General features: G+C 70.0%; 17 protein-coding genes and 2 pseudogenes. 11 read left to right on the top strand and 8 right to left on the bottom strand.

Going from position 1 to position 19,288, the window contains the following annotated elements; all coding sequences use genetic code 11:
- The first annotated feature begins 78 nt into the window (after positions 1 to 78).
- Positions 79 to 1,239, top strand: a complete 1,161-nt coding sequence (locus ACIGXP_RS08300; RefSeq protein WP_399765505.1) for a Gfo/Idh/MocA family protein — start codon at positions 79 to 81, stop codon at positions 1,237 to 1,239.
- 86 nt (positions 1,240 to 1,325) lie between these two features.
- Here the strand turns inward: ACIGXP_RS08300 and ACIGXP_RS08305 are convergent, their stop codons facing one another.
- Complete coding sequence (locus ACIGXP_RS08305) at positions 1,326 to 1,940, bottom strand: poly-gamma-glutamate hydrolase family protein (protein WP_399765508.1); 615 nt, start codon at positions 1,938 to 1,940, stop codon at positions 1,326 to 1,328.
- Positions 1,941 to 1,949: 9 nt separating this feature from the next.
- Positions 1,950 to 2,981: a LacI family DNA-binding transcriptional regulator gene (locus ACIGXP_RS08310; RefSeq protein WP_363217401.1), complete on the bottom strand. Its 1,032-nt coding sequence runs from the start codon at positions 2,979 to 2,981 to the stop codon at positions 1,950 to 1,952.
- A gap of 238 nt (positions 2,982 to 3,219) precedes the next feature.
- On the opposite strand from ACIGXP_RS08310, the pseudogene ACIGXP_RS08315 reads away from it, so the two are divergent.
- The 3 genes and pseudogenes from ACIGXP_RS08315 to ACIGXP_RS08325 all read left to right on the top strand — a co-directional run bounded on the left by ACIGXP_RS08315 (position 3,220) and on the right by ACIGXP_RS08325 (position 6,120).
- Positions 3,220 to 3,923, top strand: a pseudogene (locus ACIGXP_RS08315) (SDR family oxidoreductase).
- Positions 3,924 to 3,957: 34 nt separating this feature from the next.
- Positions 3,958 to 4,962, top strand: a complete 1,005-nt coding sequence (locus ACIGXP_RS08320) for a Gfo/Idh/MocA family oxidoreductase (RefSeq protein WP_399765513.1) — start codon at positions 3,958 to 3,960, stop codon at positions 4,960 to 4,962.
- A 57-nt stretch (positions 4,963 to 5,019) separates the two neighbouring features.
- On the top strand, positions 5,020 to 6,120 hold the full coding sequence (locus ACIGXP_RS08325) for a hypothetical protein (protein ID WP_363217404.1): 1,101 nt from the start codon (positions 5,020 to 5,022) through the stop codon (positions 6,118 to 6,120).
- 38 nt (positions 6,121 to 6,158) lie between these two features.
- Here ACIGXP_RS08325 and ACIGXP_RS08330 read toward each other — a convergent pair whose 3' ends face one another.
- The 5 genes from ACIGXP_RS08330 to ACIGXP_RS08350 form a co-directional block, all read right to left on the bottom strand.
- Positions 6,159 to 6,347 carry a hypothetical protein gene (locus ACIGXP_RS08330; RefSeq protein ID WP_363217405.1) on the bottom strand — a complete coding sequence of 63 codons (189 nt, stop codon included), beginning with the start codon at positions 6,345 to 6,347 and terminating at the stop codon, positions 6,159 to 6,161.
- 90 nt (positions 6,348 to 6,437) lie between these two features.
- Entirely contained in the window at positions 6,438 to 7,346 is a 909-nt protein-coding gene (locus ACIGXP_RS08335; RefSeq protein WP_399765517.1) for a sugar phosphate isomerase/epimerase family protein, read from the bottom strand.
- Positions 7,347 to 7,348: 2 nt separating this feature from the next.
- Entirely contained in the window at positions 7,349 to 8,254 is a 906-nt protein-coding gene (locus ACIGXP_RS08340; protein ID WP_399765520.1) for an ATP-binding cassette domain-containing protein, read from the bottom strand.
- Positions 8,255 to 8,258: 4 nt separating this feature from the next.
- Positions 8,259 to 9,335, bottom strand: coding sequence for an ABC transporter permease (locus ACIGXP_RS08345; RefSeq protein WP_399765523.1), 1,077 nt, complete (start codon positions 9,333 to 9,335; stop codon positions 8,259 to 8,261).
- Positions 9,335 to 10,354, bottom strand: coding sequence for a substrate-binding domain-containing protein (locus ACIGXP_RS08350; protein ID WP_363217409.1), 1,020 nt, complete (start codon positions 10,352 to 10,354; stop codon positions 9,335 to 9,337). Before ACIGXP_RS08350 ends, ACIGXP_RS08345 begins: the two co-directional genes overlap by 1 nt.
- A gap of 390 nt (positions 10,355 to 10,744) precedes the next feature.
- Here ACIGXP_RS08350 and ACIGXP_RS08355 point away from each other — a divergent pair, with 390 nt between their 5' ends.
- From ACIGXP_RS08355 to ACIGXP_RS08385, 7 genes are all read left to right on the top strand, one after another.
- A complete protein-coding gene (locus ACIGXP_RS08355; RefSeq protein ID WP_399765527.1) occupies positions 10,745 to 12,058 on the top strand; it encodes an ABC transporter substrate-binding protein in 1,314 nt (437 codons plus the stop codon).
- A gap of 8 nt (positions 12,059 to 12,066) precedes the next feature.
- A complete protein-coding gene (locus ACIGXP_RS08360; protein WP_399765530.1) occupies positions 12,067 to 13,047 on the top strand; it encodes a carbohydrate ABC transporter permease in 981 nt (326 codons plus the stop codon).
- Positions 13,044 to 13,931 carry a carbohydrate ABC transporter permease gene (locus ACIGXP_RS08365; protein WP_363217412.1) on the top strand — a complete coding sequence of 296 codons (888 nt, stop codon included), beginning with the start codon at positions 13,044 to 13,046 and terminating at the stop codon, positions 13,929 to 13,931. Before ACIGXP_RS08360 ends, ACIGXP_RS08365 begins: the two co-directional genes overlap by 4 nt.
- A gap of 216 nt (positions 13,932 to 14,147) precedes the next feature.
- Positions 14,148 to 15,482, top strand: a complete 1,335-nt coding sequence (locus ACIGXP_RS08370; RefSeq protein ID WP_399765535.1) for a PP2C family protein-serine/threonine phosphatase — start codon at positions 14,148 to 14,150, stop codon at positions 15,480 to 15,482.
- Between the two features lie 86 nt (positions 15,483 to 15,568).
- Positions 15,569 to 16,579, top strand: coding sequence for an MASE1 domain-containing protein (locus tag ACIGXP_RS08375; RefSeq protein WP_399765538.1), 1,011 nt, complete (start codon positions 15,569 to 15,571; stop codon positions 16,577 to 16,579).
- Positions 16,580 to 16,612: 33 nt separating this feature from the next.
- Positions 16,613 to 17,155, top strand: coding sequence for a helix-turn-helix domain-containing protein (locus ACIGXP_RS08380; RefSeq protein ID WP_363217415.1), 543 nt, complete (start codon positions 16,613 to 16,615; stop codon positions 17,153 to 17,155).
- A 119-nt stretch (positions 17,156 to 17,274) separates the two neighbouring features.
- A complete protein-coding gene (locus ACIGXP_RS08385) occupies positions 17,275 to 18,720 on the top strand; it encodes a DHA2 family efflux MFS transporter permease subunit (protein ID WP_399765543.1) in 1,446 nt (481 codons plus the stop codon).
- 217 nt (positions 18,721 to 18,937) lie between these two features.
- Here ACIGXP_RS08385 and ACIGXP_RS08390 read toward each other — a convergent pair.
- A pseudogene (locus tag ACIGXP_RS08390) lies at positions 18,938 to 19,224 on the bottom strand (S1 family peptidase); the annotation flags it as partial.
- Between the last annotated feature and the right edge of the window lie 64 nt (positions 19,225 to 19,288).

Raw genomic sequence — 19,288 nt, forward strand, 5'->3', positions numbered from 1 at the left:
ACACCCTGGCCATGTCCGCACAAAGGTGGCCCGGACAGAACATGGACCGGTCCAAACATGTGTCGTGAAGGGGCTGTCATGGTGGACGAGCTGGGTGTCGCCGTCATCGGGTTCGGCTGGATGGGCCGGGTGCACACCCAGGCGTACGCCCGTCTCCCGCACCACTATCCGCAGCTGCCGCTGCGGCCCCGGCTGGTCACGGTCGCCGAGGAGGTGCCGGGGCGGGCCGAGGAGGCCGCCGAGCGGTTCGGGTTCGCCACCGCGACCCGCGACTGGCGCGACGTGGCCGCCGACCCGCGGGTGCGGGCCGTCAGCATCACCGCCCCGAACTTCCTGCACCGGGAGATCGGTGTGGCGATGGCCGAGGCGGGCAAGCACATCTGGATCGAGAAGCCGGTCGGGCTGACCGCCGAGGACGCCCGAGCGGTCGCCGACGCCGTCGCCAAGGCCGGGGTGCAGGGCGCCGTCGGGTTCAACTACCGCAACGCGCCCGCCGTCGAGGCCGCCCGCGACCTGATCGCCTCCGGTGGCATCGGCACCGTCACGCATGTGCGCATCCGGCTGTTCAGCGACTATGCGGCCCATCCGGACGGCGCTCTGACCTGGCGGTACGAGCGGGCGCGCGGCGGCAGCGGGGTGCTCGGCGACCTGGCCTCACACGGCGCCGACCTGGCCCGCTTCCTGCTCGGCGACATCACCTCGCTCGCCGCCGACACCGCCGTCTTCGTCCCGGAGCGCGCCCGGCCGGCCGGTGCCACCGCCGGCCACGCCCTCGCGTCCGGCGGCGAACCCGGGCCGGTCGAGAACGAGGACTATGTCAACTGCCTGCTGCGCTTCGCCTCCGGCGCGCGCGGGGTCCTGGAGGCGTGCCGGGTCTCGGTAGGCGAGCAGAACAACTACGGCTTCGAGGTGCACGGCACGAAGGGGGCGGTGTTCTGGGACTTCCGGCGGATGAACGAGCTGGCGGTGAGCCGGGGTTCGACGTACCAGGACCAGCCGGTGAGCACGGTGTACGTCGGGCCGGGAGCGGGTGAGTTCGTGGCGTTCCAGCCCGGGGCGGGCAATGCGATGGGGTACGACGATCTGAAGGTGATCGAGGCGTACCGGTTCGTACGGTCCGTGGCCGAGGGGGTGCCGTACGGGGCCACGCCGGCGGATGCGGTGCGGAGTGCGGCCGTGCTGGAGGCGATGCTGCGGTCGGCCCAGGAGCGGGCCTGGGTGTCCGTCGGGGCCGGCTGAGTGCGCGGGCGCATCCGCCGCGCTGTGCCGTCATGCGTCTGCAGGTCCGTCGTGGCTTGTCGCTCCCACGCGGCGGCAGCCGCAGATCAACAGAGCCCCGGGTCCCTTCGGGGCGCGCCACACGTGAGCAACTCCTCGACACCCGCAACCAACGCCTCCACCACCGGGCCGGGCGGAATGTCGGCTCCCCCGCTCGTGCGGGCCAGGAGGGGCAGCTCCACCTGCACTCCGCCCAGGCGGGTCAGGTTGACCGGGTTTCCGGGATGCATGCCGCGCAGGCCGGGCGGGATCGCCGTCGGGTCCGTGACGGCCCGGAAGTCCGGGGCTGTGGCGGTGAGCGCCTCGGCGAGGACGTGGGCCGCGGTGCGGTTGCGGCCCCCGAGGAAGATCGTGTGCGGCGTCTCGGGGCGCAGGTGGCCGTGCAGGGAGACCGTGAGGGAGACCCGGGCCAGGAACTCCCGCAGCAGTGCGCAGTGCTCGGGCCCCAGGCGCGGGGACGGGATGTGCACGGGAGGCCGTACCCGGGGCTGGGTGAAGACGAGGCTGGTGGCGGCGCAGCGACGGGCCACCAGCTCGGCGAGCTGGGCCGTGCCCCCTTCGTTGCTGCCGTGCAGGGCGAGCAGCCCGATGCCGCCGCGGCCCGGTACGAGGGTCGCGACCATCGGGACGCCCTCGATCTCCACCTCTTCCGTGCGTGTCATGGCTTCCCCTCAGCGGTCCGTCGGCGCGGGCATGTTGTACGGCGTGACGACCTGGATCGCCGACGGGAGCAGTGGGCCGGCGGGCGGCAGGGCGCCGTGGTGGCGCATGACCGCGTGACAGGCCTCGCGCAGGTCGTGCCGCAGGTCGTGGTGGAGTACGGCGGACAGCCGGTGCTCGCGCAGCAGCCGGGTGTTGTCCCGGTCGAGGTCGTGGGCGATGAACACCGCGCACTCCCGGCCGAGGTCGGCGAAGGCGCGCAGGGTCGCGTTGTTGCCGCCGCCGATGGAGTACACGGCCCGGATCTCCGGATCGCGTTCCAGGGCGGCGCGGACCAGGTCGTACTGGGTGGCGTCCAGGCCCTGGCCCTCGGTGATCTCCACCAGGGTGCGCTGCGGGTGCCGGGCCCGCATGACGCTTCTGAAGCCCATCTCGCGCTCCTCCTCGTTGCGGAAGAAGCCGCTGCTGAGGCTGGTGAGGACATTGCCGGGCCGGTCTTTGAGCCACTGGCCCGTCAGATAGGCGGCGGTGGCGCCGGCGGCCCGGTTGTCGCTGCCGACGTAGCCGAGCCGGCCGCTGGCCGGCAGGTCGGTGACCAGGGTGACGACCGGGATGCCGGCCGCGGTGAGCCGGCCCACGGCGGCGGTGACCTCGGGGACGTCCGGGGCCTTGAGGATCACCCCCTGGGAGCCGCGCCGGGCGATCCGGTCCAGCGTCCTGACCTGCTCGGCGGCCGGTCCCGTCTCGCGGAAGTGGAAGCGGGAGCGGACCACCGCCGGGTGCAGGGACGGCAGTTCGGCCTCCAGGGCGGCGCGCACGGCGGTGCTGAACCGCTCGGGCGCCTGCACCACGATGTCGACCATGAAGGTACGGCCGACCAGCCGCACCTGGGTGCGCTGCCGGTCGAGGTCGGCGATGGCCCGGCGCACCTCCTGCGCGGTGCTCTCGCGCACCCCTCCCCTGCCGTTCAGCACACGGTCCACGGTGGCCTCGCTGAGGCCCGCCTGACGTGCGATCTCCCGGATGGGGAACGGGTGGCCCATGGCCGGACTCCTTGAAGGGTTTTTGATGGCTGCCTGCTGGTTGTTCGAGGGGTTTGTACTGACAAGAATGACAGGGCTGCGCCGCTCCGGTGACCGAAAGAGGGACACCGATGTCGCGTCGGCGCAGCCGGACGTGCTGCGGCGGGTGGTGCGCGAGGAGTGGACCCCGCGGCGGCTCCGTGCGGAGCTGCGGGCCGGCACCGAACGGCGCGAGAGCCGAGGAAGGACAGGTCGGGTCATGGGATTTCGCGACGGACTTCTTCCGGGAAGGATCGTGCTGGTCAACGGCGGCAGCCAGGGCGTGGGGGCCGCGATCGCGCGGGCGGCCGTTCGGGAGGGCGCCGTCGTGGCGGTCACCGGCCGCCGTACGGAACCGGGTGAGGCGCTGGTGGCCGAGCCGGCGGGGGCCGGGGGCAAGGCGATGTTCGTACGCGCCGATCCGGCGGACGCCGATCGGGCCAGGTCGGCGGTCGCCGAGGTGGTGGACGGCTTCGGCTGGATCGACTGTCTGGTGAACTCGGCGGGGCTGACCTCCCGGGCACACTGCTGGACACGACGCCGGAGCTGTTCGACGCGCACGTCGCGATCAACCTCAGGGGGCCGTTCTTCGCCGTGCAGGCGGCGGTCGCCGACATGGTGGCCCGCAAGGCGTCCGGCACGATCGTCGACGTCATCACCTCGTCGGCGCACGGCGGCCGGCCGTTCCTGGCACCGTACGCCGCCGCCAAGGCGGGCCTCATGGGCCTCACGCGCAACGCAGCGCACGCCCACCGCTGGGACCGGATCCGGATCGACGGCCTGAACATCGGCTGGACCGCGAACAGGCTGGGCCAACCGGACGAGATCGCCGACTTCGTGGTGTTCCTGCTGTCCGACCGGTCCGGCGTGGTCACCGGGTCGGTGATCGACTGGGACCAGAACGTCCTCGGCGCCCTCGACTGACCTCCCTCCGCACCCCACGCACTCAAGGAGCAGCATGCGTATCGGAATCCTCGGCCTCGGCCGCATCGGCGCCTTCCACGCCGAGACCCTCTCCGCACTGGACGCCGTCGAGTCGCTCGTCGTCGCCGATCCGTTCGCGGACGCCGCCAAGGCCGCCGCCGAGCGGTTCGGCGCCGAGGTCGCGGACTCCCCGGCGGCGCTGCTGGCGGCCGGGGTGGACGGCCTGGTCGTCGCGGCGGCCACCGACGCCCACCCGGAGCTGATCCGGGCCGGGGTCGAGGCCGGCGTCCCCGTGTTCTGCGAGAAGCCGGTGGCCCGCACCATGGCGGAGGGCGTGCAGGTGCTGAACGCCGTACGGGACAGCGGTGTGCCGATCCAGATCGGCTACAACCGGCGCTTCGACGCCGGCTTCACCGCCGCGCGGGCCGCCGTCCGGGCGGGCGAGCTGGGCACGCTGCACACGGTCCGCTCCACGACCCTGGACCCGGCGCCGCCGCCCGCCGCGTACATCGCCGCGTCCGGGGGCATCTTCCGGGACTGTTCCGTGCACGACTTCGACATCATCCGCTGGGTGACGGGCCGTGAGGTCACCGAGGTGTACGCGGTCGGCGGCAACCGCGGCGCCGACTACATCAGGGCGGCGGGTGACGCCGACACCACCGGCGCGGTCCTCACCCTGGACGACGGCACCATCGCGGTGGTCTCCAACTCACGCCACAACGCCCGGGGTTACGACGTCCGCATGGAGCTCCACGGCTTCACGGACTCGATCGCGGTCGGCCTGGACGACAAGCTCCCGCTGCGCTCGGTCGAACCCGGCGTGACCTTCCCGGCCGGCACGCCGCACGACTTCTTCATGGACCGCTTCACGGACGCCTACCGCGCCGAACTCACCGCGTTCACCGAGGTCGTGGCCGGCACCCGCCCCTCCCCCTGCACCGTCGAGGACGCCCTGGAGGCGGGCTGGATCGCCGAGGCCTGCACCCTGTCCCTGCACGAGCACCGGCCGGTGACACTCGCGGAGGTCCGGAAGGCCTGAGAGCCGGCCTTCGGGAAAGCGGTCCGGTGAGGGCAGCGGAGCCACTACGGTGCGCCTGTGACAGCACCCACGAGCGAGCAGCCCTCCCAACTCGGCCTGCTGGACCTGTCCGTCGACCTGTCCGTGCCCGAGGTCTACTCGGGCGCGGACTTCACCGTGTACCTCCACATCAAGAATCCCTTCGCCGTGCCGGTGTGGGTCAAGTCGGTGGAGTTGAGCCTGCCCACGCAGCTGCACTGGCGGTCCCCCGAGGCGGAGACGCGGAAGGCGGGCCGCGACCGGCGCGTCCAGGCCGAGCGCAGCACGCTGGAGGAGGTGATCGAGAGCCGCCACCGGCGGGTCCTTGAGATCACCCAGGAACTGAGCAGGCTTCCGGCCGACGCGCAGGAGCAGACGTCACGCCTGCTGGGGGTCATGCGGGCCCTCCTCGACGAGAACAGCCGCGATCTCGATCTGATGACGGGGCAGGAGAGCGCGCGCGTGCAGGCCGAGGCGCGCGCGGTGGTCAACGTGCACAGCCCACGGGCGAGGAACCTCAATGTCGAGGCGGCCGGGGATTCCGTGGTCAACGTGTACGACATCCGTTCCGCGCACCCGCAGGAGCCGGAGCCGGAGCGGGTCCCCCTCACCGGCTCCCTGCCACCGGGGGCCGCCCTGGAACCGGGCTGCACCGATGTCCAGACCATCCGCCTCGGTACCCGCAGGACCCCCTTCTTCCTCCCCGCGAAGTACCACCTGCAACTGACCGTCATCTACACCATGGAGCCGCCGCAGGGCACCGCCGAGCGGGCCGCTCCGGACGCCGCTCACCAGCGGGTCTTCTCCAACACGACCTCCTTCACCGTGCCGGTCAAGGCCGCGCTGTGGAAGGTGATGCTGGGCGGTGTGACCGGGGGTGCCGTCGGCAGCGTCGGCAGGGCCCTGCAGCAGGCGCAGGCGCCGGGCGCGCTGGTGGAGGCGGCCCATCTCGGCCCCACCATCGGTGCACTGATGCTGGCGGTCATCCTGAGCGGGGCCGCCATCATCTTCTCGGCGCGGAAGTCCGACGCCCAGTCCTTCGTCACGGTGGAGGACTTCTGGGGCGGGCTGCTGGTCGGCTTTCTGATCGGATATTCGGGAACGGCGGCCTTCTCGGACGTCACACGGATGAAGCTCTGAGCGGGCACGGCGCCGGCGCGGGTGCCGTGCCGCTCGTCTCAGCCGCAGTACCGGATCAGCCACTCGTCCGCGTTGTACGCGTCCCGCGCCGGGTCCGGCAGCGTCGCCGGCTTCGTTTCCACGGTGTCCTGCGGGCGTATCCGCTCGGGCAGGGTGCCGAAGCGGATGTGGCGCAGCGTGGCCGCGTCCTCCTGGGGCGTCGGGCCGGGTTCCGTACCGTGTGCCATCTCGTCCTCCCGTCGTCGCGGGCGTCCCCCGTCGTAAGTTGGAACGCCCGCGTGTCCCGGTTGGTTCCCGGACCGGAAAGCCGTGAACCCTCAGGCCCCGCACGACCTCAGGAACCTGCGCGTCCGCACCGCGATGGGCAGCGGCTTGTCCGGCTCGCACGGGTACATGTCCTGCTCGACGATCGCGAACAGTTCCGCCCCGAGTCGCTGCGCGGCTTCCAGGACCGGCTCCAACTCCGGCACACCGGAAGGAGGTTCGCACATCACCCCGCGCTGTACCGCCGGCCCGAAGGGCACCCCGCCCGCGACCACGTCGGCGAGGATGTCCGGGTCGACCTGCTTGAGGTGCAGATAGCCGATGCGCTCGCCGTAGGTCTCGATGAGCTTGACGCTGTCCCCGCCGCAGTAGGCGTAGTGCCCGGTGTCCAGGCAGAGGTTGACCAGTGCGGAGTCGGTCGAGTCCAGGAAGCGTTCGACGTGCTCCTCGGTGTCGATGTGGGTGTCGGCGTGCGGGTGGACCACGATGTCGAGGCCGTAGGTGTCCTTGACCTCGTGGCCGAGCCGTTCCATGCCCTTGGTGAGGTGCGCCCACTGTTCGGCGGTCAGCTCGGGCGGCTCCAGGATCTCGGCGGTCTTGTCGTCCCGCCAGAAGGAGGGGATGACGACGAGGTGCCGGGCGCCCATCGCCCGGGTGAGCGCGGCGACCTGGCCGACGTGCGCCCAGGTGTCCTCCCAGACGGACGGGCCGCGGTGCAGGCCGGTGAAGACCGTGCCCGCCGAGACCTTCAGGTTCCGCCGGGCCACCTCGTCCCGCAGGCGAGCGGGGTCGGTGGGGAGGTAGCCGTAGGGCCCGAGTTCGATCCAGTCGTAGCCGGCCTGGGAGACCTCGTCGAGGAAGCGTTCCCAGGGCACCTGCCGTGGGTCGTCGGGGAACCAGACGCCCCAGGAGTCGGGGGCCGAGCCGATCCGAATCCGGTCCAGCGGGGTGGGGGTGGCCATGGTCAGGGGGTTCCTTCCGGGGAGGGCGCGACGGGTGCGGTCAGGTCGCTCTCTTCGGGGAGTTCCTCGGTGTCGACACCGCGTACCTGGGCGAGTTCGTGTTTGAGGGCGGCGAGTTCGGCGCCGCCGGCCATGTGGTTGGTCAGCTCCTCCAGGCCGACCTCGCTGCGGTCGGCGGACAGCTCCAGGGTGCCCAGGCGCAGGACGCTGAAGTGGTCGCCGACCATGTAGGCGTGGTGGGGGTTGTGGGTGATGAAGATGACGCCGAGGCCGCGGTCGCGGGCGGCGGCGATGTACTTCAGGACCACGCCGGACTGTTTGACGCCGAGGGCGGCGGTGGGCTCGTCCAGGATGAGGACGCGCGCGCCGAAATAGACGGCGCGGGCGATGGCTACGCACTGGCGCTGGCCGCCGGACAGGGTGCCGATGGGCTGTTCGAGGTCGTCCAGGACGATGCCCATGTTGCGCAGTTCCTGGTCGGCGGTGGCCTTCATGCGGGCGATGTCCAGGCGGCGGACGGGCCAGGGGCCGCGGGTCATCTCCGAGCCGAGGAAGAAGTTGCGCCACACCGGCATCAGCGGCACGGTGGCGAGGTCCTGGTAGACGGTGGCGATGCCCTTGTCGAGTGCCTCGCGCGGGCTGGAGAAGCGGACCGGCCGGCCGTCGACCAGGAAGTCGCCCTCGGTGTGCTGGTGCAGCCCGGAGATGATCTTGATGAGAGTGGACTTGCCGGCGCCGTTGTCGCCGAGGACGCAGGTCACCTTGCGGGCGTGGACGGTGAGGTCGACGCCGTGCAGGGCGCGGATGTTGCCGTAGGACTTGCCCGCCTGGCGCAGCTCGACGAGGGGGCCGTCCCCGGCGGGCGGCGTGTCCTGGAGAACGGCACCGTGGGTCTTGTTGTCGGTCATCGCGTTACCTCCGGGTCGCCGTGCGCTGGACCCACAGATTGATCAGGACGGCGCCGAGCAGCATCACGCCGAGGAAGGCCTTGAACCAGTCGGGGTTCCATCCGGCGTAGACGATGCCCTGGTTGACCATGCCGAACATGAACGCTCCGAAGACCGGGCCGATCGCGGAGCCGTAGCCGCCGGTGAGCAGACAGCCGCCGATCACCGCCGCGGCGATGTAGATCAGCTCGTTGCTCACGCCCTCGCCGGACTGCACGGTGTTGAAGGAGAACAGGTTGTGCATGCCGACGAACCAGGCGCCGAGACCGACCAGCATGAACAGCGTGATCTTGGTGAAGTTCACCGGGACACCGACCGCCCGCGCGGACTCCTTGTTGCCGCCGACCGCGAAGATCCAGTTGCCGTACTTGGTGCGCAGCAGCACCCAGGTGGCCAGGGCCGCGAAGACCAGCCACCACACGATCGTGATCTTCACCTGCACCCCGCCCACGTCGAAGGACGATGCGAAGATCTTCTTCGCCTGGGCGAAGCCGTCCATGTCGCTGATGTCGTCGGTGGCGACATTGCCGGTGACCCATTTCGTCACGGCCAGGTTCACGCCTTGCAGGATCAGGAAGGTGCCGAGCGTGATGAGGAAGCTCGGCAGGCCGGTCCTGACCACCATCCAGCCGTTGAACGCACCGATGGCCAGGGATACGACCAGGGCCACGATCACGCCGGTCCACACGTTCAGCGTCAGCTGGTAGCTGAGCATGCTCGCGGTCAGCGCCGAGGAGATCACCGCGACGCCGGAGGACAGGTCGAACTCGCCGCCGATCATCAGCAGGGCGACCGGCAGGGCCATGATCCCGATCGTCGAGGACTGGTAGAGGATCGTGGCCATGGAGCTGCCCTGGCGAACCGAGGGCGCGGCGATCAGGAAGAAGACGAGTACGGCGGCGGCACCGAGGAAGACGCCCACCTCGGGCCGGGCCAGCAGCCGCAGGGCCAGCGGGCGCCGGACCGTACGGCCGTCGGTCTGCTTCGGACCGGATCCCGACGGCGCGGTCACCGCCGGCTCAGCCTGCCGGGCCATGCTCATCACCGGGTCCCCTTCGCGGCGAACTCGGCGACCTTGTCGACATTGGACTTGTCGACGAAGGCCGGGCCGGTCAGCACCGGCTGGACCCCGCCGCCGCTGTAGTTGCCGTTGTTCTTGTAGAGCCACAGCGCGTCGACCGCGAGGTAGCCCTGGAGGTAGGGCTGCTGGTCGACGGCGAACTCGATCGAGCCGTTCTGGACGGCCTTCACCAGGTCCTTGTTCAGGTCGAAGGTGGCCACCTCGGCCTTGCTGCCCGCGTCGCCCACCGCCTGCGTGGCCGTCAGGGCGAAGGGGGCGCCCAGGGTGACGACCGTGTCGATGGAGTTGTCCTGCTTCAGCTTGGCCGTGATGGTCGACTTCACGGACGGCATGTCGGTGCCGTTCACATACAGCGTCTCAGTGGTGCCCTTGAACGTCTTCTTCACGCCGTCGCAGCGCTGGGTGAGGCCCACGTTGCCCTGCTCCTGGACGACACAGACGATCTTCTTGGCGCCGGTGGTGTTCAGCTTGTCGCCGAACGCCTCGCCCGCCACGCTCTCGTCCTGCCCGAAGAACTCCAGCAGGCCGAGCTTCTTCCAGTCGCTCAGTCCGGAGTTCAGGCCCACCACCGGTATGCCGGCGTGCTCCGCCTTGCCGATGACGTTCTTCATCGCGTCCGGCTTGGCCAAGGTGACCGCGACGCCGTCGACGTTCTGGTCGATCGCGTTCTGCACCAGGTTCGCCTGATTGCCGGCGTTGGGATCGGCCGAGTAGATGAGCTTGACGTTGTCCTTGGCGGCGGCCGCCTCGGCGCCCTTGCGGACGGTGTCCCAGAAGGTGTCGCCGGGTGCCTGGTGCGTGACCAGTGCGACGGTCATGCGCGGGGTGTCGGCGCGGCCCGCCGAGGCGTTCTGCGCCGCCTCCTCGGCCTTCTTGCCGCCGTGCGCGCTTGCGCAGCCGGCGAGGGTCAGGGCTGCCGCGGCGGCCACCGCCACGACGGGGGCCAGTCTCCGGGAGCGGGAGGGAGAAGAGCGGTCCATCTTTCCTGCACCTCACTGTGCGTGCGACGGGGGGAAGGGACGCTGTTGCGTTGGGACGCGATCCAAGTCCTTGGCGAGCCCGCTGTCAATACTTTGTTAAGACATCATTTCACAAGCAGGTCCGAATGTAAGTACAAATCACTGGGCGCCCCACCCCGACCTGCACCCCGGAGGCATGAGCCCAGTACACCGCACCCCGCGGCGAACGGCACCGGGTCACGTTTCAGGCAAGAGACACCCCTTCGCGATCCGGCCTATTGACTCATGAGCGGACATGGGGCTGTCATTACGCCCACGATGTTCGGTCGAGTTGGTTTCTGATCGGTTTCGAAGACCTTTCGTTGATCAACTCATCCCCTTGACCGAGCCCTGTATTCCTCAGGAGCCGCCATGCGCCTCTCCCCCTCCGGCCTTTCCGTCCCGGGTCCCAGCCGTCGTTCGGTCCTGCGCGGAGCAGGCAGTGCCGCCCTGCTCGCCGGGGCCGGTACATCCCTGCTGTCCGCCTGCTCGGGCAGCGGTTCCGCCTCCGACCCGAAGACCGTCACGGTCGGCTCCAACGCCTCGGACGCCGTGCCGAAGGCGGCGTTCGAGAGCGTCTACGCGGCCTTCAAGAAGCAGTCCGGCATCACGGTCGACGTGAACACGAAGGACCACAACACCTTCCAGGAGCAGATCAACTCCTATCTGCAGGGCACGCCGGACGACGTGTTCAACTGGTTCGCCGGGTACCGCATGCAGTTCTTCGCGGCGAAGGGTCTGGCCTCGCCCGTCGACGACGTGTGGCAGAAGATCGGGGACAATTTCCCGGACGCGATGAAGAAGCTCAGCAAGGGCGAGGACGGCAAGTACTACTTCGTGCCGCTGACGACGTACCCCTGGGCGGTCTTCTACCGCAGGAGCGTCTTCGCACAGCACGGCTACAAGGTCCCCGCCACCTGGGACGAACTCGTCGCCCTGTGCAAGCAGATGAAGAAGGACGGCCTGATCCCGCTCGCCTTCGGCGACAAGGACGCCTGGCCCGCGATGGGCACCTTCGACCAGATCAACTTCCGGCTGAACGGCTACGACTTCCACGTGCAGCTGATGGCGGGCAAGGCGTCCTGGACCGACGCCAAGGTGAAGGCCGTCTTCGACCACTGGAGCGAGATCCTGCCCTACCACCAGGACGGCTTCATGGGCCGCACCTGGCAGGACGCGGCGCAGACGCTGGTCGCGAAGAAGGCCGGCATGTACCTCCTCGGCTCCTTCGTGGCCCAGCAGTTCACGAACAAGGCCGACCTGGACGACCTCGACTTCTTCCCCTTCCCGGAGATCAACTCCGCGTACGGCCAGGACACGGTCGAGGCGCCGACCGACGGCTTCATGGTCAGCAAGTCCCCGAAGAACCACGCGGGTGTCGTGAAGCTGCTGGAGTACCTGGGCTCCCCGGCGGCCGAGGAGCAGTACCTCAAGGGCGACCCGAGCGTGGTGGCCGCCTCCAGCAAGGCCTCCACCTCCTCGTACTCGGCGCTGCAGAAGAAGGCGTTCGAGATGATCGGCAACGCCAAGAGCCTCACCCAGTTCATGGACCGCGACTCCCGGCCCGACTTCACCTCCACGGTGATGCAGCCGGGCCTGCAGAAGTTCCTGCAGAACCCCAAGGAAGTGGACAGTCTGCTGTCGTCCGTCGAGCGCCAGAAGAAGCAGCTCTTCGCGTCCCAGTGAGCGGCCCGATGACGACCGACATGACGACGAAGTCCCCGGAGTCGGCCGCCGTGCCCCCTCCGGGGCCCACGCCCGGGAAGAAGCAGGTCACGCGGGGCCACCGGCGCCTGCTCACCCGCCGTGACCGGAGCACCCTCGCGCTGATGGCGGGCGTGCCGACGATCCTGCACGTGACCCTGGTCTGGGTCACCGCCATCGCGTCCGTCTTCCTCGCCTTCACCACCTGGGACGGCATCGGGTTCGACTCGATCAAGTGGGTGGGCCTGGACAACTTCCGGCAACTCTTCCACGACAACCCGCAGTTCTGGCCCGCCGTCCAGCACAACGTCATCTGGTTCGTCGTACTGATCCTGATCCCCACGCCGTTCGGCCTGTTCCTGGCCGTGCAGCTGGACAAGCGGATCCGCTTCAGCCGGGTCTACCAGACCGCGTTCTTCCTGCCGGTCGTCATCTCGATGGCCAGCATCGGATTCGTCTGGCAGCTGGTCTACAACCCGGACACCGGCCTGATCAACAGCATCATCGGCGCCAACAAGCCGGGCCACTACATCGACTGGATCGGCGACCCGCACCTCAATCTGTGGGCGGTCCTCATCGCCGCGTCCTGGCGGCACACCGGCTACATGATGATCCTGTACCTGGCCGGCCTGAAGAGCGTCGACCCGTCCCTGCGGGAGGCGTCGGCGCTGGACGGCGCGAACGAGTGGCAGACGTTCAAGAGCGTCATCTTCCCCACCCTGCGCCCGACCAACACGGTCGTCCTGGTCGTCACGATCATCGAGGCGCTGCGCGCCTTCGACCTGGTCTTCGTCTTCAACAAGGGGGCGCAGGGCACGGAGTTGCTGTCGATCCTGGTCACCAACAACATCATCGGCGAGTCCAGCCGCATCGGTTACGGCTCGGCGATCGCCGTCGTCCTGCTGGTGATCTCCCTCGCAGTGATCATCCCGTATCTGATCGCCACCTTCCGGAAGGAGCGGCGCGCATGAGCAGCACCACGGTGCCGGTGAAGCGGCGCGCTCCGATCCGGCCGGCCCGCGTCCTGCTGCACGTCTTCCTCGCCGGTACGGCGCTGGCCTGGCTGGCGCCGCTGCTGTGGGCGGTCTTCTCGGCGCTGCGGCCCTACAGCGAGACCAGCGCCCGGGGTTATGTGTCCTGGCCGCACACGCTGGACTTCGACAACTTCAAGAACGCGTTCGTGCAGTCGGACATGCTGCACTACTTCGGCAACACGCTGCTCATCGCGGTGCCGGCCGTGCTGCTGACCCTGTTCCTGTCCTCGTGTGTCGCGTTCTACGTCAGCCGCTTCGACTTCCGCCTGAACCTCGCCCTCCTGCTGGTCTTCACGGCCGGCAACCTGCTCCCGCAGCAGGTCGTCATCACCCCGCTGTACCGGCTGTACCTGCTGACCGACCTGCCGGGGATCACGCAGAGCGGCAAGCTGTACGACTCCGCGCTGGGCCTGGTCCTCATCCATGTGGCGTTCCAGTCGGGGTTCTGCGCGTTCGTGCTGAGCAACTACATGCGCTCGCTGCCGCACGAGCTGACCGAGGCCGCGCTGGTCGACGGCGCCTCGGTGTGGCGGCTGTACTGGCAGATCACCCTGCCGCTGTGCAAGCCGGCGATGGCGGCGCTGGCGACCTTGCTGTCGATCTGGATCTACAACGACTTCTTCTGGGCGCTGGTGCTGATCTCGACGGGCCAGAACATGCCGATCACCTCGGCGCTGAACAACCTCTCCGGCCAGTACTTCACCGACCCCAACCTGGTCGCGGCGGGCTCCCTGCTGACCGCGATCCCCACCCTGGTGGTCTATTTCGCACTCCAGCGCCAGTTCGTCAGCGGCCTCACCCTGGGGGCGAACAAGGGCTGAGACCCCGGGACGGCGACGTCGCGCCGCCCGCGAGCCACGGCTCACGGGCGGCGAGTCGGGCTCTGCCGGGCTCCTCCGGCCGATCGGTCACCGTGCGGTGTCGATGCCACAATCGGAAGCGAGACACCCGGAGGTCGGAATGTACCGCTCGAGTGAGGGGCTGACGGGCAGCTCGGCGCGGCCGTACCCGGTACATCGAGCCACCAGGCGCTGGTGATGGCGGCCGGCAGGGAAGGACGACGGCCGAAGCCGGCCCGCCCGCCCGACCTGCACCTGCGTCTGCGGTCGGAGCTGGCCCGGATCGACGAGCAGCTGCGCGCCCTGATGTCCTCCATGGACCGGCTGCAGGGCCTGCTGGATGCGGTGGTGGCCATCAGCCGTGAGGTGGAGCTGCCCGCGGTGCTGAACCGTATCGTGACCACCGCGATGGACCTGGTCGGCGCCCGCTACGGGGCACTGGGCGTGCTCAACGAGTCCGGAGAACACCTGGAGCAGTTCATCCCGGCCGGTCTGTCCGAGCAGGAACGCGAGGCTCTGGCCACGACCGGTCTGCCCCGTGGTCTGGGTGTCCTCGGCCACCTGATCCGCTACCCCGAACCCCTGCGGATCGACGACATCCCGGCCCATCCCTCCTCCGCCGGGTTCCCGCCCGGCCATCCGCACCTGCGCACCCTGCTCGGCGTCGCCATCAGTGTGCGCGGACAGATCTACGGCGACCTCTACCTCTCCGAGCGGCTCGACGGACGGCCCTTCGACGTCCACGACGAGAACGTCGTCGTCGCCCTGGCCGGCGCCGCCGGCATCGCGATCGAGAACGTACGACTCTTCGAACGGGTGCGCGTGGGAGCCGAGCAGTTCCAGCGGCTGCTGCTGCCGACACTGCCTGATGTACGGCCTTTCACGGCCGCCGCGATCTACCGGCCCGCCGCCGAGCCCAGTCAACTCGGCGGGGACTGGTACGACGCCATCCCGCTGCCCGACAACGTGGTGGTGCTCGTCATCGGCGACGTGGTCGGCCACGACCTGCATGCCGCGGCCGCCATGGCCGCCACCCGCAACATGCTGCGCGCTCTGGTGTTCGACCAGAGCAATCCGCCCGGCGCGATCCTCGCCCGGCTCGACCGGGCCCTGGAAGCCATCACCAACAATCCCGTCACGACCACCGCCCTGGCCCGCATCGAGCCGGAGGCAGGGGGGTGGCGGCTCCGCTGGAGCACCGCGGGCCACGTGCCGCCCCTGCTGCTCACCCCTGAGCGCCGCGTGGCCTACCTGCTGGCCGAGCCCGGGCTGCCGCTCGGTGTCGACGCCGGGCAGCCCCGCCCGGACCACTCCCGCTTGCTGCCCCCGGACGCCACCGTGGTCTTCTTCACCGACGGGCTGATCGAGCATCCCGGCCATCCCATCGACCAGAGCCTGGACGAGCTCGCCGCGCTCGCCGTGGCCCACGCCGACCTGCCCCTGCCGGAGTTCGTCCAGGCCCTCGCCGATCACCATCCCAGCGACGGGCACGACGACATGGCCATCCTCGCCCTGCACACGCCGCCCGCCTGACCCGGGCCCCCTCGCCGGCGCCATGGAGGATCCGGCGGATCCGGCGGATGATGGCTGCGGGGCGATGTCGACACGGAGGTCGCCCGATGTCTGTCGCGCAGCGTGAACGGCTCCGGCGCAGCGGTGTGGCCGCCGTGGAGATCTGCGCCACCGCCGCGCTGTACTTCGGCTCGGCCAAGCTGGGACTGCTCCAGCAGCTGGTACGCGGCCAGGTCACCCCGCTGTGGCCGCCGAGCGGTATCGCGGTGGCGAGCCTGCTGCTGTGCGGACCGCGCGTGTGGCCCGGGATCGCCCTGGGGGCGTTCCTGGTCAACGTCTCGCTGGGGCCGTCGGTCCCGGCCGTGCTCGCGATCATGGCGGGGAACACCCTCGCGCCCGTCTGCTCCTGGGCACTGCTGCGCAGCGCGGGGTTCCGCAACGAACTGGACCGGCTGCGGGACGCGCTCGCACTGATCTTCCTCGGTGCGTTCACCGGGATGCTGGTCAGCGCGACGACGGGCAGCGGCACCCTGGTCCTCGCCGGTGCGCTGAGCACCGCGGACTTCTGGCCGACGTGGTCGGTCTGGTGGACCGGCGACGCGATGGGCGTCCTGGTGGTCACACCGGTCCTGCTCGTCCTGCGCTCGGCACGTCTGCCGAGGGATGCGCCACCGGCCCGGTGGGCGGAAGGACTGCTGCTTCTCGTCGCCACGGTCGGCGTCGGTTTCCTCGAAACCAGCCGCACTCCGCTGTTGTTCCTCGGCTTCCCGCTGCTGATCTGGGCGTCCTTCCGCTTCCGGCTGGCCGGTGCCGCTCCCTGCGCGCTGGCCGTGTCGACCTTCGCGATCATCGCCGCCGCCGAGAGATCGGGCCCCTTCGCCGGTCACCACCTGCTCACCGAAATGATCACCCTGCAGGCGTTCAACGGTTCCGCCGCGCTGACCGCCCTGCTGCTCTCCGCGGTCATCGGCGAGCGGAACGAGACCCAGCGCGAGATCGCCCGCGCCTGCAGGCAGCTCGCCGGGATGGCGGCCAGGATGGCGACCGGCGACTACACCCCGATGGTCCCCGAGGCGGACGCCGAGAAGGAGGACCAGGCCTGGGCCGAGGACTCTTGACTTGGTTAGTGATTCAGCACTAACTTTCCCCGCATGGTCAGGATGAGCGCAGAAGACAGGCGTGAGAGCGTGATTCGCGCGGCGATCGCCGAGTTCGCGCAGAGGGGGTACCACGGGACCTCCACCGAGGCGATCGCCAAGCGTGTGGGGGTCTCGCAGCCGTACCTGTTCCGGCTCTTCCCCGGCAAGAAGGCGATCTTCACCGCCGCCTCGCTCCGCTGCGTCGAGGACACCTGCCAGGTGTTCGAGGAGGCGGCGAAGGGGCTGGCGGGCGAGGAGGCCGTGCGTGCCATGGCGAGCGCGTACACGCGGCTGATCACGGAGCACCCCGAAAAGCTCCAGATGCAGATGCAGACGTACATCGCCGTCGCGGCCGTCGAGGCGGAGGGGGACAGCCGGTTCGGCGAGGCCGTACGGGCCGCCTGGATGAAGCTCTGGGACACGGTGCATCTCCCGCTGGCGGCCGACGCGGACGAGACCACGAGGTTCCTGGCGTACGGGATGCTCATCAACACCCTCATGGCCATGGGTTTCCCGCCGGGGCACCGCGTCTGGAACGGGATCCGGCTCGGCTAGGCCACGGCCCGGCCTTCGGGGGCGGGCAGCGAACGGCCCTTTCCATGGCCAGGAAAGTTAGTAAGCAATAACTAAACGCCAACCACGTGCAGCGCACGACTCACCCGCTGGGGGAAGCAATGTCACAGCAGCAGGAAGCACACCGAGGGGCAGTGGGCTGGGCCCTCGTGATCACCGGTGTCGCCGGATTCATGTCGGCCCTCGACAACCTGGTGGTCACCACCGCCCTGCCCGCCATCCGCAAGGATCTCGGAGGGGGGCTGGACAGCCTGGAGTGGATCGTGAGCGCGTACACGCTCACGTTCGCGGTCCTGCTCATGTTCGGTGCGGCCCTCGGCGACCGGTTCGGCCGCAGGCGGCTCTTCCTCGCCGGCATGGCCGTCTTCACGGGCGCGTCCGCCGCGGCGGCCCTCGCGCCCGGCATCGACTCGCTGATCGCGGCCCGCGCCGTCCAGGGTGTCGGCGCGGCCGTCATGATGCCGCTCACGCTGACCCTGCTCACCACCGCGGTGCCGGCCGAGAAGCGCGGGATGGCCTTCGGCGTCTGGGGCGCCATCAACGGACTCGGGGTCGCCTCGGGCCCTCTCATCGGCGGCAGTCTCACCGAACATGTGTCGTGGCACTGGATCTTCTGGCTGAACGTCCCGCTGGGCCTTGCCGTCATGCCGCTCGCCCGTCTCCGCCTCGCCGAGTCCCACGGCACCGGCGCCACGCTCGACATCCCCGGCACCCTCCTCGTCAGCGGCGGTCTCTTCGGGATCGTGTACGGGCTGGTGCGCGCCCCCTCCGACGGCTGGACCGACTCCCCCGTGCTGACCGGCCTGACCGGGGGGACCGCGCTGCTCGCCGCCTTCGTCGTGCACGGCATCCGGGGCAAGAACCCCATGCTCCCCATGCGGCTCTTCCGCTCCCGCGCCTTCTCCGGGATCAACGCAGCGAGCCTGCTGATGTTCCTGGGCATGTTCGGCTCGATCTTCCTGATCAGCCAGTACATGCAGGGCGTTCTCGGCTACTCGCCGACCCAGGCGGGTCTGCGGATGCTGCCCTGGACCGGTATGCCGATGCTCGTCGCCCCCGTCGCCGGCATCCTCTCCGACCGTCTCGGCGGCCGTCCGGTCGTGGCCGCCGGCCTGTTCCTCCAGGCCGTGGGGCTCGGCTGCTTGGCAGTCGTGGCCACCCCGCACGCCTCGTACACCGCCCAGCTGCCCGCCCTGGTCATCAGTGGTGTCGGCATGGCCCTTTACTTCGCGCCGGCCGCCAGCCTGGTCATGTCCAGCGTCCGCCCGCAGGAGCAGGGCATCGCCTCCGGAGCCAACAACGCACTGCGCCAGGTGGGCGGGGCCCTCGGCGTCGCCGTCATGTCGTCGGTCTTCTCCGCCCAGGGCGGTTACGAGAGCGCACAGAGGTTCGTCGACGGCCTGCACCCCGCTCTCGTGCTCGGCTCCGCAACGGTGGCACTCGCCGGTGTGGCGACCCTGCTGATCCCGGCCCGGCGCCGCACTCCCCAGAGCGCGGACGCGGGCGCGGCGGACCAGGCGCCGGTGCTGGAGACCACCGCGTCGTGAGCACTGCACGTCGCTGACGCACCCCGCTGACGCACCCCCTTGTGGGGCCCCGCCCCTCGCGGCGGGGCCCCACAAGGGGATCAGCCGGATACGGGAGAAACGCGCGCCGTCGAGTCAAGAGCCCGCAGACCGAAGGGTGATGACGGCTCGCCTCCCGATGTCACTGCGGCAGAGCCGACACCCTCCCGTCGGCACCCGCGGCGGCGGTGGGCACCGGTCACGGAATGGTGGCGCCCTCCGCGCTCAGCGCGGCCGTCACCGGCTGGAAGAACGTCTCGCCGCCGGACGAGCAGTCACCGCTGCGGTCGCGTCCAGGCCGGTGACCGTGCCGCCGTGGACGCCCGTGGTGCTGCCGCTGCGCTGCACCTGTTCGCCCACGTAGGCGTCGGCGGCCCGGGTGATCTGCTGGGTGCCGCCGTCGCAGAGATCGACGGCGCTCGGCGCGTCGCTGCCCGCGTCGTCGTACTGGACCAGGGCGTAGTCGGTGCCGGGGAACTGCGAATCTGCTGCGCGGTCGTCCGCCCCGACTGCGCGGACGCAGTCACGAACCGGCCATCCTCTCCCGCGT

It is taken from the genome of Streptomyces sp. NPDC053069 (assembly GCF_044546895.1).
Taxonomy (GTDB): Bacteria; Actinomycetota; Actinomycetes; order Streptomycetales; family Streptomycetaceae; genus Streptomyces.

Excerpts from the sequence above, each read along its gene's own strand:
- ACIGXP_RS08355 (WP_399765527.1), top strand. The coding sequence starts at position 10,745 with ATGCGCCTCTCCCCCTCCGGCCTTTCCGTCCCGGGTCCCAGCCGTCGT.
- ACIGXP_RS08365 (WP_363217412.1), top strand. The coding sequence starts at position 13,044 with ATGAGCAGCACCACGGTGCCGGTGAAGCGGCGCGCTCCGATCCGGCCG.
- ACIGXP_RS08310 (WP_363217401.1), bottom strand. The coding sequence starts at position 2,981 with ATGGGCCACCCGTTCCCCATCCGGGAGATCGCACGTCAGGCGGGCCTC.
- ACIGXP_RS08340 (WP_399765520.1), bottom strand. The coding sequence starts at position 8,254 with ATGACCGACAACAAGACCCACGGTGCCGTTCTCCAGGACACGCCGCCC.
- ACIGXP_RS08380 (WP_363217415.1), top strand. The coding sequence starts at position 16,613 with ATGGTCAGGATGAGCGCAGAAGACAGGCGTGAGAGCGTGATTCGCGCG.
- ACIGXP_RS08350 (WP_363217409.1), bottom strand. The coding sequence starts at position 10,354 with ATGGACCGCTCTTCTCCCTCCCGCTCCCGGAGACTGGCCCCCGTCGTG.
- ACIGXP_RS08385 (WP_399765543.1), top strand. The coding sequence starts at position 17,275 with ATGTCACAGCAGCAGGAAGCACACCGAGGGGCAGTGGGCTGGGCCCTC.
- ACIGXP_RS08375 (WP_399765538.1), top strand. The coding sequence starts at position 15,569 with ATGTCTGTCGCGCAGCGTGAACGGCTCCGGCGCAGCGGTGTGGCCGCC.
- ACIGXP_RS08305 (WP_399765508.1), bottom strand. The coding sequence starts at position 1,940 with ATGACACGCACGGAAGAGGTGGAGATCGAGGGCGTCCCGATGGTCGCG.
- ACIGXP_RS08345 (WP_399765523.1), bottom strand. The coding sequence starts at position 9,335 with ATGAGCATGGCCCGGCAGGCTGAGCCGGCGGTGACCGCGCCGTCGGGA.
- ACIGXP_RS08320 (WP_399765513.1), top strand. The coding sequence starts at position 3,958 with ATGCGTATCGGAATCCTCGGCCTCGGCCGCATCGGCGCCTTCCACGCC.
- ACIGXP_RS08330 (WP_363217405.1), bottom strand. The coding sequence starts at position 6,347 with ATGGCACACGGTACGGAACCCGGCCCGACGCCCCAGGAGGACGCGGCC.
- ACIGXP_RS08300 (WP_399765505.1), top strand. The coding sequence starts at position 79 with ATGGTGGACGAGCTGGGTGTCGCCGTCATCGGGTTCGGCTGGATGGGC.
- ACIGXP_RS08370 (WP_399765535.1), top strand. The coding sequence starts at position 14,148 with ATGGCGGCCGGCAGGGAAGGACGACGGCCGAAGCCGGCCCGCCCGCCC.
- ACIGXP_RS08335 (WP_399765517.1), bottom strand. The coding sequence starts at position 7,346 with ATGGCCACCCCCACCCCGCTGGACCGGATTCGGATCGGCTCGGCCCCC.
- ACIGXP_RS08360 (WP_399765530.1), top strand. The coding sequence starts at position 12,067 with ATGACGACCGACATGACGACGAAGTCCCCGGAGTCGGCCGCCGTGCCC.